The organism is Bacillus sp. FSL W7-1354 (assembly GCF_038002405.1).
Taxonomy (GTDB): Bacteria; Bacillota; Bacilli; order Bacillales; family Bacillaceae; genus Bacillus; species Bacillus paralicheniformis.
Genome location: NZ_JBBOCL010000001.1, coordinates 3530001 through 3545763, shown reverse-complemented (window position 1 = coordinate 3545763; position 15763 = coordinate 3530001). Strand labels below are relative to the sequence as shown.

15 protein-coding genes and 5 tRNA genes (1 of these 20 running past the window's edge) are annotated in these 15763 nt (G+C 45.3%); 9 read left to right on the top strand and 11 right to left on the bottom strand.

The genetic code is table 11. The annotated features are described in order from the left end of the window. Nucleotides 1–151: 151 nt before the first annotated feature. The 8 genes from rsiW to MKZ04_RS18045 all read right to left on the bottom strand — a co-directional run bounded on the left by rsiW (nucleotide 152) and on the right by MKZ04_RS18045 (nucleotide 3169). A complete protein-coding gene (rsiW, locus tag MKZ04_RS18080; protein WP_023857683.1) occupies nucleotides 152–772 on the bottom strand; it encodes an anti-sigma-W factor RsiW in 621 nt (206 codons plus the stop codon). Between the two features lie 13 nt (nucleotides 773–785). Further along, nucleotides 786–1349: an RNA polymerase sigma factor SigW gene (gene sigW / locus MKZ04_RS18075; RefSeq protein WP_003178438.1), complete on the bottom strand. Its 564-nt coding sequence runs from the start codon at nucleotides 1347–1349 to the stop codon at nucleotides 786–788. Between the two features lie 223 nt (nucleotides 1350–1572). Then, complete coding sequence (gene rocF / locus MKZ04_RS18070) at nucleotides 1573–2487, bottom strand: arginase (RefSeq protein ID WP_025810878.1); 915 nt, start codon at nucleotides 2485–2487, stop codon at nucleotides 1573–1575. Between the two features lie 125 nt (nucleotides 2488–2612). Further along, nucleotides 2613–2684 (bottom strand) — tRNA-Gln (locus tag MKZ04_RS18065). A gap of 4 nt (nucleotides 2685–2688) precedes the next feature. Then, nucleotides 2689–2773, bottom strand: a tRNA-Tyr gene (locus tag MKZ04_RS18060). Between the two features lie 8 nt (nucleotides 2774–2781). Continuing rightward, nucleotides 2782–2854 (bottom strand) — tRNA-Thr (locus MKZ04_RS18055). A 59-nt stretch (nucleotides 2855–2913) separates the two neighbouring features. Beyond that, a tRNA-Val gene (locus MKZ04_RS18050) sits at nucleotides 2914–2989 on the bottom strand. Nucleotides 2990–3094: 105 nt separating this feature from the next. Next, a tRNA-Glu gene (locus MKZ04_RS18045) sits at nucleotides 3095–3169 on the bottom strand. Between the two features lie 184 nt (nucleotides 3170–3353). Between MKZ04_RS18045 and MKZ04_RS18040 the strand changes: the two genes are divergently transcribed. The 8 genes from MKZ04_RS18040 to MKZ04_RS18005 all read left to right on the top strand — a co-directional run bounded on the left by MKZ04_RS18040 (nucleotide 3354) and on the right by MKZ04_RS18005 (nucleotide 12737). Then, nucleotides 3354–3806, top strand: coding sequence for a DUF523 domain-containing protein (locus MKZ04_RS18040; RefSeq protein WP_341046549.1), 453 nt, complete (start codon nucleotides 3354–3356; stop codon nucleotides 3804–3806). A 174-nt stretch (nucleotides 3807–3980) separates the two neighbouring features. Beyond that, the gene (gene murQ / locus MKZ04_RS18035; RefSeq protein ID WP_020449917.1) at nucleotides 3981–4898 is read left to right on the top strand and encodes an N-acetylmuramic acid 6-phosphate etherase; all 918 of its coding nucleotides are present in this window, start codon (nucleotides 3981–3983) and stop codon (nucleotides 4896–4898) included. An 18-nt stretch (nucleotides 4899–4916) separates the two neighbouring features. Continuing rightward, nucleotides 4917–5774 (top strand): MurR/RpiR family transcriptional regulator, encoded by an 858-nt coding sequence (locus MKZ04_RS18030; RefSeq protein ID WP_103695034.1) that lies wholly within the window; start codon nucleotides 4917–4919, stop codon nucleotides 5772–5774. 16 nt (nucleotides 5775–5790) lie between these two features. Beyond that, nucleotides 5791–7158 (top strand): PTS transporter subunit EIIC, encoded by a 1368-nt coding sequence (locus tag MKZ04_RS18025; RefSeq protein ID WP_020449915.1) that lies wholly within the window; start codon nucleotides 5791–5793, stop codon nucleotides 7156–7158. Nucleotides 7159–7224: 66 nt separating this feature from the next. Continuing rightward, nucleotides 7225–8574 carry a penicillin binding protein PBP4B gene (gene pbp4b, locus MKZ04_RS18020; protein ID WP_341046542.1) on the top strand — a complete coding sequence of 450 codons (1350 nt, stop codon included), beginning with the start codon at nucleotides 7225–7227 and terminating at the stop codon, nucleotides 8572–8574. Nucleotides 8575–8588: 14 nt separating this feature from the next. Beyond that, entirely contained in the window at nucleotides 8589–10523 is a 1935-nt protein-coding gene (locus MKZ04_RS18015; RefSeq protein ID WP_341046540.1) for a glycoside hydrolase family 3 protein, read from the top strand. After that, nucleotides 10520–11749, top strand: a complete 1230-nt coding sequence (locus MKZ04_RS18010) for an exo-beta-N-acetylmuramidase NamZ family protein (RefSeq protein WP_025810885.1) — start codon at nucleotides 10520–10522, stop codon at nucleotides 11747–11749. Before MKZ04_RS18015 ends, MKZ04_RS18010 begins: the two co-directional genes overlap by 4 nt. A gap of 118 nt (nucleotides 11750–11867) precedes the next feature. Further along, nucleotides 11868–12737 (top strand): PhzF family phenazine biosynthesis protein, encoded by an 870-nt coding sequence (locus MKZ04_RS18005; RefSeq protein WP_341046536.1) that lies wholly within the window; start codon nucleotides 11868–11870, stop codon nucleotides 12735–12737. 29 nt (nucleotides 12738–12766) lie between these two features. Here MKZ04_RS18005 and MKZ04_RS18000 read toward each other — a convergent pair whose 3' ends face one another. From MKZ04_RS18000 to MKZ04_RS17990, 3 genes are all read right to left on the bottom strand, one after another. Continuing rightward, complete coding sequence (locus tag MKZ04_RS18000) at nucleotides 12767–13180, bottom strand: DUF5391 family protein (RefSeq protein ID WP_026580420.1); 414 nt, start codon at nucleotides 13178–13180, stop codon at nucleotides 12767–12769. 34 nt (nucleotides 13181–13214) lie between these two features. Further along, nucleotides 13215–14156 carry a bile acid:sodium symporter family protein gene (locus tag MKZ04_RS17995; protein WP_095292699.1) on the bottom strand — a complete coding sequence of 314 codons (942 nt, stop codon included), beginning with the start codon at nucleotides 14154–14156 and terminating at the stop codon, nucleotides 13215–13217. 151 nt (nucleotides 14157–14307) lie between these two features. Then, complete coding sequence (locus tag MKZ04_RS17990; RefSeq protein WP_341046534.1) at nucleotides 14308–14529, bottom strand: hypothetical protein; 222 nt, start codon at nucleotides 14527–14529, stop codon at nucleotides 14308–14310. 175 nt (nucleotides 14530–14704) lie between these two features. Here MKZ04_RS17990 and MKZ04_RS17985 point away from each other — a divergent pair, with 175 nt between their 5' ends. Further along, nucleotides 14705–15763: the 5' portion of a serine hydrolase domain-containing protein gene (locus tag MKZ04_RS17985; RefSeq protein WP_023857673.1), read on the top strand. It continues 111 nt past the right edge of the window; the window shows 1059 of its 1170 coding nt (coding positions 1–1059); its start codon is at nucleotides 14705–14707; its stop codon lies off the right edge, out of view.

Sequence of the window (15763 nt, the reverse complement as noted above, 5' to 3'; positions counted from 1 at the left end):
AGAATTCAGTCATTAGTAAGGTTAATATGTTTCAAAATGGTATGATCTATTATTTTTACATATACAGACGCTATTATAGCACAAATTGATTTTCCAAGTGAAATGGCGGCCCCTCATAAAAAAAGAGCAAAGCTCATTCGCCCGCTTTGCTCTACTCTTTAGACTCCTTCATGTCAAAAACCGATTTTCCGGTCGATTTAATCTTATACCACATCCAGTCGAACACTTCGTTGATCTCATGGATCTGACCAGTGACTTGTCCTGCTGAAGCCGTATATTTTTCGCCATTAACAATCGTGACATCGCCGTCGACTTTGCCTTCTATAATCAGCTTTCCGTTTTTCACGGTCACATCGCCTTTGACAACTTTGCCTTCAGGTACGATGACCGTGTTGTTTTTCACTACGAGATTGGGCTGGCTGGATACGCTGAAATCCTGATCGTTTTTCCAGCTGGAGAAAAAGCTGCCGCCCATCAAAATGATAAACAAAGCTGCCGCCACTAAAAACGGATGGGCTTTAAGCCACCTGTTGATCGATGCCGTTCGCTTTTCCTTCGGCAGATTCGCCAGCACATCGGCTGTAAAGTTCGCCGGAGCTGTAAGATGTGACGTGCTCTGGACAAGAGCGATGGATTTTTCCATTTCATGAAGGTGCTTTTTGCAGTCTTCGCATGATTGGAGGTGCTCTTTTAATTGCGATTCATCTTCCGGTAGTATGTCTCCGTCAAGGTATTTATGCATAAGCTGAACAATATGCTCCGGACAGCTCATTTCATCACCCCACTTAAAGATCCCTTAATTGTTTTCTGAGAGCCTCTCTGCCCCTGTGTATCCTCGTTTTCACCGTACCTACGGGAATATTAAGGATTTCACTGATCTCAATGAGTGAGAGCTCATCAATGTACTTTAATACGATGACCGTCCTGTATTTATCGGGAAGCCTTAAGATTTTTTCCTGGATGGTGCTGTGCAGCTCCAAAGAAACCACTTCATCCTCTGGAAGCGCAACATCCGCCGCAACCTGGGAATACATCGTCAGTCCTTCAGTCCCCGCCACCTCTGCATCCAAGTAATAGTCCGGCTTTTTTTTACGGATACGATCGATGGTCAAATTGGTTGCGATTCGATAAAGCCATGTGGAAAATTTCCGGTTGATATCAAAACTGTCGATATTCACGTATGCTCTGATAAACGCTTCCTGCGCAATATCTTCCGCCTCATGCGCATTGCCGAGCATACGGTAGCAAAGCTGATAAATTTTGTCTTTGTAAATATCCACGATGTCTGCAAATGCATTACGATCGCCTTTTTTCACCTGTTTGATTCTTTTTTTAATCATTGTTTCCATATTTATCTAACCTCTGCCTTCACCGGTCTTTATGTATACGAATTGATTTTTATAAGGTTTCATTAAATTCATAAAAATAGTTTATCAAATTTTTGGCAGGGTGTAGATGCTTTGACAGGGATCATGCGCTTAATATTAGCTTAAAATTATTATACAATCTAAATATTATGAAACTGAGACTTTTTTATAAAAAAAGCAGCCTAAGGCCGCTCTTCAACCGCACCTAAAGCAGCTTTTCGCCAAACAGCGACCCCATTAAGGCGACTGCCGCTTCAGCCGTCCTGTTTTTCTCATCCAATATCGGGTTGACTTCGACAAACTCAGCGGACGTAATCAGCTTCGATTCTTCCAGCATTTCCATCGCCAGGTGGCTTTCCCTGTAGCTGATGCCTCCCGCTACCGGGGTTCCGACACCCGGGGCATCGTTCGGATCAAGCGCGTCTAAATCGAGTGACAGATGGACACCGTCCGTTCTGCCACGCAAATAGTCTATCGTTTCTTCCATCACCCTCGTCATACCGAGGCGGTCGATTTCATGCATTGTATACACTTTGATCCCTTTGTCGCGAATCAATTCTTTTTCCCCGTCATCAAGTGACCTCGCACCGATGATGACGATGTTCTCCGCTTTAATTTTCGTTTCTTTTCCATAGATGCCTGTCAGCCCTTCATGGCCGATCCCCAGGCTGATGGCGAGCGGCATGCCGTGAATATTGCCTGAAGGAGACGTTTCTTTCGTATTTAAATCAGCATGGGCATCATACCAGATCACACCCAGGTTTTGATAATGCTTCACAAGTCCGGCCAGCGTTCCGATCGCTATGCTGTGGTCACCTCCCAGCACGAGCGGAAAAGCACCTGAAGCCACGATCTTATCAACGGTCTCAGCAAGTTTTGCACTCGCTTTTGTAATCGCTTTCAAGTTTCTCAGCTCTTCAGATGCCGGCTCCCCGCCTTCTTTCTCATCCTCTCTTTGCCCGATTGTCATATCGCCGAGGTCTTCAATATCCTGACAAAGGCTTTCCAACCGTTCATTAACACCGGCACAGCGAATCGCGCTCGGTCCCATATCGACTCCCCGCCTCAGCTGACCGAGATCCATCGGTACGCCGATCATTGAAATCTGCTGTTTTAACATATGATATCCCCCTTTCAGACCTTCATTTTACCTTCCAATTCGGAATTGACTCAACAAGACATTTTTTTGAATAGTTATACAAAAAAGACAAAATAAAAAGGACATCCTAACAGGATGTCCAAAAACTGGGCTAGCTGGATTCGAACCAGCGCATGACGGAGTCAAAGTCCGTTGCCTTACCGCTTGGCTATAGCCCAATAATGGTGGAGGGGGACGGATTCGAACCGCCGAACCCTGAGGGAGCGGATTTACAGTCCGCCGCGTTTAGCCACTTCGCTACCCCTCCAAAAACAGTGCCGGCCAGAGGACTTGAACCCCCAACCTACTGATTACAAGTCAGTTGCTCTACCAATTGAGCTAGACCGGCATGATACGGTATCTTATGCAGTTACCGGCGCGGTTGTGACAAAAACCGATCCGAAAAAATGGTGGAGGATGACGGGATCGAACCGCCGACCCTCTGCTTGTAAGGCAGATGCTCTCCCAGCTGAGCTAATCCTCCGCAGTACAGGACGTACAAGTGCATGCGTTGCAACAGGACGTTGCGACCTTAGCATGCCTTCCTTTTAAAAATTCCGGCATTCGCAGCGTGCTGTCCAAAAAAGAATGGTGACCCGTACGGGATTCGAACCCGTGTTACCGCCGTGAAAGGGCGGTGTCTTAACCACTTGACCAACGGGCCATCATCGTGTTTCAAGCAGCTCTCGTAAAGCTGACAAAAGTTATTATATACAGGTTCCTCCCCATTTGTAAAGGGGTAAATTAAAATTTTTATTTTCAAATTTTTTATTCATAAACATTGAGAAAAACGCAGAAATTTTGTTTAAAATAGGGCTATCTGATGTGCAAGAGAGGGGACGCGAAAAATGATACTGGTAAGTTCATGTCTGGCCGGGGTGGAATGCCGCTATAACAGATCGCACAGCTATGTGGGGAAAATCAATAAGCTTGTTGAAGAAAAAAAAGCGGTGATTGCTTGTCCCGAGCTGCTCGGCGGATTTCAAACGCCAAGGGAACCGGCCGAAATTATAGGCGGGTCGGGAGAAGACGTTTTAGACGGCAGGGCGGTGATCAACACACAATCGGGAAAAGACGTAACAGACCTGTATATAAAAGGAGCTTATCTAACATTGGAGATGGCAAGGCAAATCAAGGCTGATACGATCGTGTTGAAGGAAAACAGCCCGTCTTGCGGCAGCAGCCATATATACGATGGAAGTTTTTCAAGCCAAAAAATAGCCGGCAACGGCGTTACGGCAGCGCTTCTGAAAAAAGAAGGCTTCCGCGTGATTTCCGAACACCAAATAGACGAGCTGTAATACCTGAACATAAGCGCAGTTCATCTGCGCTTTATTTTATGTCGGCAATCCGTTGTTTAGAACTTCATTGAAATAAAATTTTAATATTTACCTTTTGTTATTGAAATAATATTCCACTCTTAATATACTGAAAATTAAGAAATATATGCACTTCATTATCAGGAGGAGTTGTCGATGGAAAACAGCCATTTAGGTTCATTAACGACCGAACGCCGGAATGAAAGATCCAGGCGCATTCACCAGGCAAAGACGATTGATATTTTGAAAATCATCAATGATGAAGACAAAACTGTAGCCGAAGCTGTACAAGAAGTCTTACCAGAAGTTAAGACCGCCGTTGACTTCGCCGTCGGGTCGTTAAAGAAAGGGGGACGGATCATCTACATCGGTGCCGGTACAAGCGGGAGACTCGGCGTACTCGATGCAGCTGAATGCCCGCCGACGTTCAGCATATCTCCCGAGTCGGTCATTGGCATCATTGCAGGAGGAGAAAAAGCTCTGTACAAAGCCGTCGAAGGCGCTGAAGATCACGAGGCATTCGGCAGACGGGATTTATCAGCCGTTAACCTCTCAAACAATGATACCGTAATCGGAATCGCCGCCAGTGGTCGGACTCCATACGTTCTCGGCGCTTTGAAGTATGCCAGGGAAAGTGGCGCCAAGACCGTCTCACTGACATGCAACGAAAACTCGGCGATCAGCCAGGTGTCAGATCACAGCATAGAAGTGGTCGTCGGCCCTGAAGTTATTGCCGGATCGACGAGAATGAAAGCAGCAACCGCTCATAAAATGATTTTAAACATGATCTCAACGGCGGCCATGATCAAAATGGGAAAAGTCTATGAAAACCTCATGGTAGACGTAAAAGTAAGCAATGACAAATTAAAGGAGCGGGCGATTCGCATCATCCAAACGGTCACAGGTGTTCCAAAAGAAGCGGCGGCACTAGCGTTAGAAAAATCCCATAACCAAGTCAAAACCGCCATCATCATGCTGAAAACAAACGAAGATGCGGCCGCTTCCGAAAACCTGCTTGAGAAATCAGAAGGCGATATCGAAAAAGCTCTATCCATTTATGAAGACCAAGTTTAAAGAAGAAAGGAAGAAACAATGGCTGCAGGAGGATTGGAAATTATTCAGAATATGCTTCACAGATTACCGCAATCTGAACGAAAGCTTGCCGAATACATTTTGAAAAACCCACACGAGGTCGTAAACGGCACCATTCAAGAGGTGAGCTCTTCGGCAAAGACAAGCGGGGCGGCGGCAATACGGCTCTGTAAATCTCTGGGGCTGAAAGGCTTTCAAGATTTAAAAATGAGGGTCGCCGGCGATTTAATGAAACCGTCTGATCAGGGATACCGGGATATCGAACCGCAAGAGCCGCTCCATTCAATCGTTCAAAAAACAACCAGCAATTCGATTCAGGCGATTCGCGATACCTTTGAAAACATTGACCACGAAGATCTTCAAATAGCGATTCAAATACTGATCAACGCAGAAACGGTTCATTTTTGCGGGATCGGGGCTTCAGGAATCGTCGCACAAGATGCCCAGCAGAAATTTTTGCGCATCAATAAAAAAGCCACCGCTTTTAGTGATATGCATCTTGTCGCGACATTAATCGCCAATGCCGGCGAGAATGACGTTCTGTTTGCCATATCCCATTCAGGAGAAACGCATGAAATCGCCAATGCAGTCAGACTCGCCAAAAAACATGGCATTAAAACCATTGGACTGACGCGGTTTGGACAGTCTGCTGTCTCTTCATTAAGCGATATCGCCCTGTATACGTCATGCTCAAACGAAGCGCCGTTTCGCAGCGCCGCCACCTCCTCTCGTTTAACTCAGCTTTACATGATTGACATTCTGTTTTTAGGCATAGCCGCGGAGCGCTACGAGGACATCATTCAGTATATTGACCAAACAAAAGCGGCCATCCGCATGATGGGAATGAGCGAATTGTAAAAAAGGGGGATATAAAATGAGCGATGAGAAAAAATATGCCGGCCTGGCAAAACTGATTTTACAACACATCGGCGGCCCGTCTAACGTCGCGGATTATACCCATTGTATGACGCGCCTGCGCATCACGCCTGTCAACAGTCAAAAAACCGACATCGGCTCAATCAAAGCGCTTGAAGGCGTGATTGGCGTCGTTGAGGAGGAAACGCTTCAGATTATCCTCGGCACCGGCGTCGTACAGCACGTATCAGACGAATTCGGGAAGTTGCTTCAATCCGCGGAAGACGTTGACTTAAAACAATCCGCAGCCAAACATAAAGCTGAGATTTCCAAGAAAAACGCGACGCCTTTTAAATTGTTTCTTCGGCGGATCGCAAGCATTTTTATACCGCTGATCCCCGCTTTGGTCGCCTCAGGCTTGATTACCGGAATCACCAAAGCCGTTATCCAAGCAGGCTGGCTCGCTGAAACATCACAAACCGCCATTATTTTAACGGTAATAGGTTCAGGTTTATTTACGTATTTGGGCATCCTGGTCGGGGTCAATACGGCGAAAGAATTCGGCGGCTCCCCCGCACTCGGCGGATTAGCCGGTATTTTAATCATTAACCCGGCCGTTGGTGATATTTCGCTTTTCGGTGAAGCGCTTTTGCCGGGACGCGGCGGTTTAATCGGTATTTTATTCGCAGCTGCATTTATCGCTTTTCTCGAAAAACGGGTCAGGCGCCTTGTACCTCATTCACTCGACATCATCATCACACCTACAGTCTCCCTTCTCATCACAGGAATCGTCACTTACGTTGTCTTCATGCCTGTCGGCGGCTTGATATCTGACGCCATTACGTCAGGACTTCTCGCCATCTTAGATCTCGGCGGCATTATCGCCGGCTTTGTACTGGGGGCCACCTTCCTTCCGCTCGTCGTAACCGGACTGCACCAGGGATTGACACCCGTTCATATGGAATTAATCAATTCAATCGGCGATGACCCGTTGCTGCCGATTCTGGCTATGGGGGGCGCAGGTCAAGTAGGCGCCGCTTTTGCGATCTATTTCAAAACAAAAAAAGCAAAGCTCAAAAGAGCCATTGCCGGCGGACTGCCGTCAGGCCTGCTCGGAATCGGTGAACCGCTCATATTCGGTGTAACTCTTCCACTCGGACGTCCGTTTTTAACCGCGTGCCTCGGCGCCGGAGTAGGTGGAGCCTTTCAAGCGTATTTCAAAATCGCGACCGAATCGATAGGCGTATCAGGTCTTCCTTTGTCATTTTTAGTCCATACCCACCAAGTTCTTTTGTATATTCTCGGTTTGTTTATTTCCTATGCTGCCGGCTTTGCCTTAACATATCTCTTTGGTTTTAAAGACGATATGGCAGTTGAATTTGATTAAACGTTTGTTTAAAATTCCCACTATGCATTTTTTGACAGAAAGGAGTGAAGCAAGCTGAAAAAGTTTATGATCAGCACTGCAGCATCGTCCATATTGCTGCTGACATGCTTTTTCCCGCTTCCGTCATCAGCACAGACTGCAATTGCGAACGAGACAACAGGTCAGCTGACATATCCCGTATTAACGAAGGCGAAAACACCTGAAGAAGCCGGTTTTTCTTCGGAAAAGCTTAAAGTCGTGGACCGTCTGATCGAACAGGATGTCAAAGCGGGCTTTCCCGGGGCTGCCTTGATATTGATAAAAGACGGAAAAATCGTCAAAAAAGAAGCATACGGCTACAAGCAGAAATACAACGGCCTCTCGACGCTCAAACATCCAAAAAAAATGAAAGCAAACACGATGTTTGACCTCGCCTCCAATACAAAAATGTATGCCGTCAATTTTGCCTTGCAGCATTTAGTGAGCACCGGAAAGCTTGACTTGAACAAAAACATTTCACATTATCTTCCTGATTTCAAAGATCACCCGGAAGACGATGTAAAGGGAAAAAACCGGCTCCGCGTCATTGATTTGCTCCACCATCACGCAGGCTTCCCTGCAAGCTGGAACTATTACGACCCGAAAGCAGCCGGACACCTCTACTCTCAGTCACGGAGCAAAACGCTTGAATATCTTGTCAAAACCCCCTTGTCATATGAACCCGGCACAAAACAAATTTACAGTGACATCGACTATATGCTCCTCGGGCTGATCATAGAAAAAGTCACAAACGAGCGTTTAGATACCTTTGTTGAAAACCAATTTTACCGGCCTCTCGGGTTGCGGCATACTTTGTTTAATCCGCTCCAAAAGGGCTTTAAACCGCCGCATTTTGCAGCTACGGAACGAAAGGGAAACACCAGAGATGGCACCATCTTGTTTCCAAATATCAGAACTTACACGCTTCAAGGGGAAGTCCACGATGAAAAAGCGTTCTATTCAATGGAAGGCGTCTCTGGGCATGCCGGCCTTTTTTCCACCGTTGACGACGCAGCAGTGCTCCTTCAAGTCATGCTGAACGGCGGGGGTTACGGGAAACAGCATCTATTCAGCCGTTCGGTCATTTCACAATTTACTGAGCCGTCAAAAACAAATCCCACATATGGACTAGGATGGCGGCTTAACGGCAATACCGATATGGAGTGGATGTTCGGCAAGCACGCCAGCAACAAGGCATACGGCCATACCGGCTGGACGGGAACCGTCACTATCATCGATCCCGTGTATCAAATCGGCATTGTGTTGTTAACCAATAAAAAGCACTCTCCTGTCATCAACCCTAAAGAAAACCCGAATCAATTTGAAGGTGACGCATTTGCAACCGGAAAGTACGGCAGCGTCATTACAGCTATTTACGAGGCGTTACATCACCAATAGGAGGCGACCCTTATATGAAAAGATTTCTTCAATGCGCGTTGATTGCATTGCTGTTATCGTCTCTCGCTTTGCAGCCCGCCGCTCGCGAAGCAGAAGCGAAACAGCAGCCGGAACAACACCTCAAACAAATGGTCAGCAGCATGTCGCTTGAAGAGAAAATCGGACAAATGCTGATGCCTGACTTTAGAAACTGGAAGAAAAAAGGGGAATCGAACGCCAAAGGATTAACAAAAATGAATGACGAAGTCGCGGGAATCATTCAAAAATACCGGCTCGGCGGTGTCATTCTTTTTGCTGAAAATGTCACAGGCACAGAGCAGACTGTACGGTTAACGGACGGCTTGCAAAAAGCGAGTCCTGACATTCCGCTCTTTATCACGATCGATCAGGAAGGCGGGATTGTCACCAGACTTGAATCAGGCACAAACCTGCCCGGGAATATGGCAGTCGGTGCATCGCGAAGCAGCAAAAATGCCTTCAAATCAGGAAAAATCATCGGAAAAGAATTAGCATCGCTGGGCATCAACGTGAACTTCAGTCCTGTACTTGATGTCAACAACAATCCCGGCAACCCGGTCATCGGCGTTCGTTCTTTCAGTTCCAAGCCTGAGCTGACTTCAAAGCTCGGCATCCAGATGATGAAGGGCCTGCAGGACGAGCAAATGATCGCTACAGCAAAGCACTTTCCCGGACACGGCGATACAGCGGTTGACAGTCATTACGGATTGCCGCTTGTTCCGCATGATGAAAAAAGGCTGAGAAGCATTGAACTTGCGCCATTTCAAAAAGCGATCGATGCAGGGATTGACATGATCATGACAGCGCATGTCCAGTTCCCCGCCTTTGACAATACAACCTATAAAAGCAAAAAAGACGGCGAGGACATCATGGTGCCTGCAACACTTTCCAAAAAAGTCATGACAGACCTTCTCCGCAAAGACCTCGGCTTTAAGGGCGTTGTCGTAACAGACGCTTTAAATATGAAAGCCATTTCTGATAATTTCGGACAGGAGGAAGCCGTCGTCATGGCTGTCAAAGCAGGAGTCGACATCGCCCTCATGCCCGCACAAGTCACATCGCTTGAGACCGAAAAAAATCTAGCGCGTGTATTCGAAGCTCTTCTGACAGCCGTTAAAAAAGGTGAGATCCCTATCGAACAAATCGATCAGTCGGTGGAGCGAATCCTTCAATTAAAAATAAACCGCGGTATCATCGATCACACCGGCTCCGAACCGCTTCAGAAAAAAATCAAATACGCCTTGAAAACGGTCGGCAGCAACAAACACATGAAATCCGAAAGGAAAATGGCAAGAGAAAGCGTCACCATTCTTAAAAATGAAAAAAGCACCTTGCCATTCAAACCGAAAAAAGGGGATACCGTCCTCATTCTCTCCCCATACGAAGAGCAAACAGCAGCAATCGCCAAAACCATCAGCAAAATAAAGAAAAACATCAAGGTCGTCGAATATCGATTTGCAGAAAAAACGTTTGATGAAGAGATTCAAAAGAAAATTGACGAGGCCGATTATGTCATCACAGGATCATACGTAGTCAAAAACGATCCTGTTGTGAACGACGGTGTCATTGATGACAGCATTCAAGACTCAAGCAAGTGGGCAACTGCTTTTCCGCGCGCCGCCATGAAATACGCTCAGGCAAACGGGAAAAAATTTGTCTTAATGAGCTTACGAAACCCTTATGACACGGCAAATTTTGAAGAAGCCGCTGCCGTGATCGCAGTATACGGCTTTAAAGGCTATGCAAACGAGCGCTTCAGGCAGCCGAATATTCCGGCCGGAGTGGAAGTTATCTTCGGAAAGGCAAAGCCTAAAGGAACATTGCCAGTAGACATTCCTTCGGTCACACGCCCCGGAGAAACCCTTTACCCGTTCGGCTACGGGTTGAATATTAAAAACGGCAAGCCGCTTCACAAAGGAGGGGCAAAATGAGAAAAAAAGCGATCTGGCTGCTTGCGGGAATGTTTGTTTTCAGTACATTAACCGCAGCAGCGGCCTTTCCGGACAAAGAAAAGAAAGCAAAGGTCTCACCGGGTATTGAAGTGATCATGAACAAGAAAAGCATATTAAAAGGAAAAAGGGTCGGTCTCATCACAAATCCAACCGGTGTCAATTCAGCATTAACAAGCAGCATCGATTTGCTTCACCAAGCCCCCGGTATTGAGCTGACCGCTCTCTATGGTCCAGAGCACGGTGTAAGGGGAGACGCTCAAGCCGGCGATAAGGTTGACTCTTATATTGATGAAAAAACCGGTCTCCCCGTCTACAGCCTTTACGGAGATACGAGAAAACCGACACCGGAGATGTTGAAAAACGTTGACGTCCTGCTATTTGACATCCAAGATGTCGGAACGCGGTTTTACACTTACATTTACACAATGGCATATGCGATAGAGGCGGCAAAAGAAAACGGGATTCCATTCATTGTTCTTGACCGGCCAAACCCGCAAAGCGGCTTAAAAGTTGAAGGACCTGTCCTTGATCCGGATTATTCTTCATTTGTCGGAATGTATCCCATCCCTTTAAAGCACGGAATGACCGCAGGAGAACTGGCAAAGCTGTTTAATGACGAATTTAACATCGGCGCCGATTTAACCATCATCAAAATGAAAGGATGGAAGCGACAGATGTTCTTTGAAGACACTGGTCTTCCTTTCGTCCTGCCTTCCCCGAACATGCCGACACCGGATACGGGCATCGTCTACCCGGGCACAGGTTTAATTGAAGGAACCAATATGTCAGAAGGAAGGGGCACGACAAAGCCTTTTGAATTAATTGGTGCGCCCTACATGAAAAGTACGGAACTCGCCGAAAAATTAAACGGTCTGAAGCTTCCTGGCGTCCGATTCAGAGCCGCCTCGTTCACTCCGACATTTTCAAAGCATCAAAATAAACTGTGCCACGGGGTGGAGCTTTACGTGACAAACAGGTCCGCTTTTAAGCCTGTAAATACCGGTATCGCGATCATCAAAACCGTCCATGACCTCTACCCGGACGACTTTGAGTTCCTCCCTTCAGGCAATTTCAACCGTCTGATCGGGAATGGATGGGTCAAAGCTATGATTGAACAAGGCGCTTCAATTGATGAAATCGTCAATAAATACGAAGCAGATCAAAAACGGTTTATGAATATCAGAAAGAAGTATTTGCTTTATTAGGAAGAGCGGGATCCGCTCTTCTTTATTTTTTTAGACTGTTCAATGATTCTCATCTCATGTAAGATATGTAAAACTGCCTTTAGGGCAGGAAGGTTATTTTAAAGGGGAGAGACATCGGATGGAATTTTACCTTGTGGACGTGTTTGCAGAAACAAAATATACAGGAAACCAGCTCGCCGTTTTTAAAGCAGAAAAGAACCTATCAAGTGATAAAATGCAAAAAATAGCTAGGGAAATTAATTTTTCCGAAACAACATTTATATTAGGGAAACAGGAAAACAGCGGGTATGATGTCCGAATCTTCACCCCGGAAAAAGAAATTCCGTTTGCAGGACATCCGACGCTGGGCACAGCGTTTATCATAAAGAATGAAATCGAAACTGAACCATCTTCAAGCGTCATTTTAAACGTTCGAGCAGGCGCAATACCGGTGACGTTTGACAAAGGTGAAGATCAGATCATTTGGATGAAGCAAAATCCGCCTGTATTTAATCGAACTTTTGATAAAGAAATGATGGCAGAAGTACTCGGTATCGACACATGTGATATGGATTTGGATTTCCCGATACAAGAGGTTTCCACAGGTCTGCCAGCAGTTATCGTCCCGTTAAATTCGCTAAGTGCAGTTAAAAAATGCAAAATCAACAAGGATCGATTTGAAGCTTTTATGAAACAAACAGAAGCCAGTCTGCTCGTTTTTTCTACGGAAACCTATCATGAACAAAACCACATCAATACACGAGTTTTTTGCGACTGTCTCAGCGTTCCCGAAGATCCGGCAACAGGAAGCGCAATCGGGGATCTCGCAGGATATTTACTGCATCACGGTTATTTTAATCAAAATGACCTCAGCATAAGGGCTGAACAAGGGTATGAAATAAACCGGCCTTCCCTGCTTTATATTGAAGCGCATACAACGGAAAACAGCATAGAAATTCACATCGGGGGAAACGTCCACCTGATCGCAAAAGGAACTTGGCGAACTTGAACACAACGCGGGAAAGCGGTTTTTAAATATTAGAAAGAAGCAGCCGCTGACGGCCTGCGAAAAGCGGCGACTAACCAAATCACATTCACGATCGCTGACAGAATGCAAAGGCATACGACGCCCAATAAAGCAGAAGCATATCCGCCAAAAGCGCCAATCAACATAACCACTGGAATCATGGTCAGCGTGATGATTAATCCAATTCCGCAAAGAACAGCCATTACAAACTTCATCGCATCAAACCCGGCCATATAAACAGCAAGGGGAAGGATATAAAAGAGTAAAACGGTTCCGATTGCCGCCCACATCCCCAAAGTGCCAAACTCATTAGCATGGGGGCCTGAATGAGCGAGCGGAGAAAGTGAAGCTGTGACTAATAAAGAACAAAACAAAAATGCGGAAATTAAAGTCCACATCATCACACTTACCCTATTGGTTTTCATTTTTTTTCACTCCTGTAAGGTTTGAGTCTGCCAACTATGAGGGCAGACTCGTTTTTTTGTCTAAATGATACGTTTTTTTCAGCTCGCTTCTTGCAAGCAAATGCCCATATAGCGCAGCCAGGATCTGCTGAAACAGCATGCCGATGACAACGGGCACCGCCACTTGCGGCGGAAAAAATCCGGTGGCCAACACAGCGCCGGCGCTAATATTCCGCATTCCTCCGGTAAAAATTAAAGCCACGATTTCCTCCTGGGGCCGTTTCATCAGCCGACCGATCAGCCAAGCTGTCATGTATCCAGTAAATGCCACCAAAAAAACCGTAACGGCTATCGTTAAAAACTTTAAATCGACGTTTTTCAGGTAAGGAGCGACAACTGAGCTGTTAATCGCCACCACGGCGGCTAACCCGATTTTCGAAAATGGAGCGCAATTTGCGCTTAAACGCGCTGTCCGCTCCGGTATTGAAAATTGATTGACGAGCATTCCTAACAAAGAAGGAATCACAATCATTCCGACTAAACCTTTCATCATACCGATTACATCCATTTCAACATGCGCCCCGGCCAGGATGGAAAGACTGAACGGAACGATGAAAGGCGAAAGAATCGTGTCCACTAAAATAATCGATAGGGTTAAGCCGATGTTTCCTTTATACATGGCAGCCCAAATCATACTCGTAATACCCGTCGGAATGACAACACCAAGGGTAAGCCCTGTAATCGTTAATGAATCTCCGCTAAACACAAGATGCCCCGTGCCCCATGCCAGAACAGGCATAAATATGTGCAAAACAAATAAAGCGAGTAGCATCGGCAAGGGATGAACCATCGCTGTTTTCAGCGACTGAAAATTTGCCCCAAGGCTGCCGGCAAATGTCATAAACGCAAAAATCCACGGCACAAGACCGGCCAGCCCATTTAAGTAATCCGCAAGCAACACCCCGCTGACAACACTTAAAGGCGTCAGTAAAGGCATAATCTTACCAAGTGTTTTATTGATCGTCTGAAGCATAGATGTAAAACGCCCGCTCTCTTTAAATCGAATTTACATTCATTATAACAAAAGATGGAATATCAAAACAGGAAGGGAATACAGAAAAGAAGACAGCAAGATGAAAGAGCAGCTTTTAGGCATACTGAGCTATGCTTCTTTTTTTATAGGGGAACACGGTTAAAATGGCCTCTATCTTAAACATTCTGAACTGCTGTTTTTGGAAGCAAAATGCTTTCACATAACCGTTTTTAATTTCTTTCACGAGAATCGCCCGTTTAGAAAAACTACTTTCTTTCATGTAAATGATTTCTACCGGAAAACCGTCTTCCATTGAACGATACAACAGCTTATTCATCGTCTCACCTCACATCTTTATTTTATAGGAACATTTGTTCTTATTCAAGTGTAAATAAAATGTAAATTTTGGCATTATCCCAAACCATGTATGAAAATATTAGCATTTTGAAGAAACTTTTTAAGGGGTTATTGCGTCAGTAAATACGTCACATATAAAAGAAGGAGTACCCGCCATGGCAAGAACATACAGAACGCGAATAAAGAAAAGAAAAAAGAAGAAAACAAAAAGAAGGCTCATCATTCTTTCCTTTCTTCTTGTTTGTGGGGTAATTTATCTTGCACTTCCAAGCGGTATGCGAGATCACCAAGAAAATCAACTACAGGCAACTGAAAAAAAAGAACAGCCTGAAGCAAAGAAGAAGACAAATCAAAATGAAACAAAAAAGAACCCTATCATCACAAAAAATGATAATGCTCAATTGGATCAATATTTAAAAAGCATTGGATTCAGCGGCACAGCATTAATTGTAGAAGACGGAAACGTTGTGACAAGCAAAGGGTATTTATATGCAAACCGCGAGGAAATGGTCCCCAATACACCGGACACCGTCTTTTATGTTGGGTCATCACAAAAAGCAATTATTGCAACGGCAATTTTACAGCTTGAGGAAAAGGGATTGCTATCAGTAAATGACCCCGTTTCTAAGTATCTTCCTGACTTTCCAAACGGCTCAAAGATCACCCTTTATCATTTCTTGACACACACATCAGGGATTAGGGGGCACAAAGAAGGCCACGGATATATTTCGCCGGAAGATTTAATGAAAGATATCGAAAAACGAGGCGTAAAATACCCAACTGGGAAATGGGATTATAGAGACTCCAATTACTCGGTTCTGGCATACATTGTCTCCATGGTAAGCGGTGAACCAGTCGATCAATACATCAAAAAGCACGTTTTTAAACCTGCCGGTATGAAACACGCAGGCTTTTATAAAACATTTGCTAAAGAGTCAAATCCATCGACAGGGTATAAATTAAACCCGCAAAAAGAGCTTTATACGCCTGACATGCCGAATTTATCACAGCTTTATGGGGCTGGTGATATTTATATGACCGCTTATGATATGTATTTATTTGATAAAGCACTTTACGAAAGAAAAATCATTTCCAATGAAAGTTTTATGAAAATGTTTACGCCAAACAAAGCAACATACGGTATGGGCTTTTATGTGTCGCCGGGAAGCTATTCTAGTCACGGTGTCATGCCCGGCTATAACATATTAAACAGC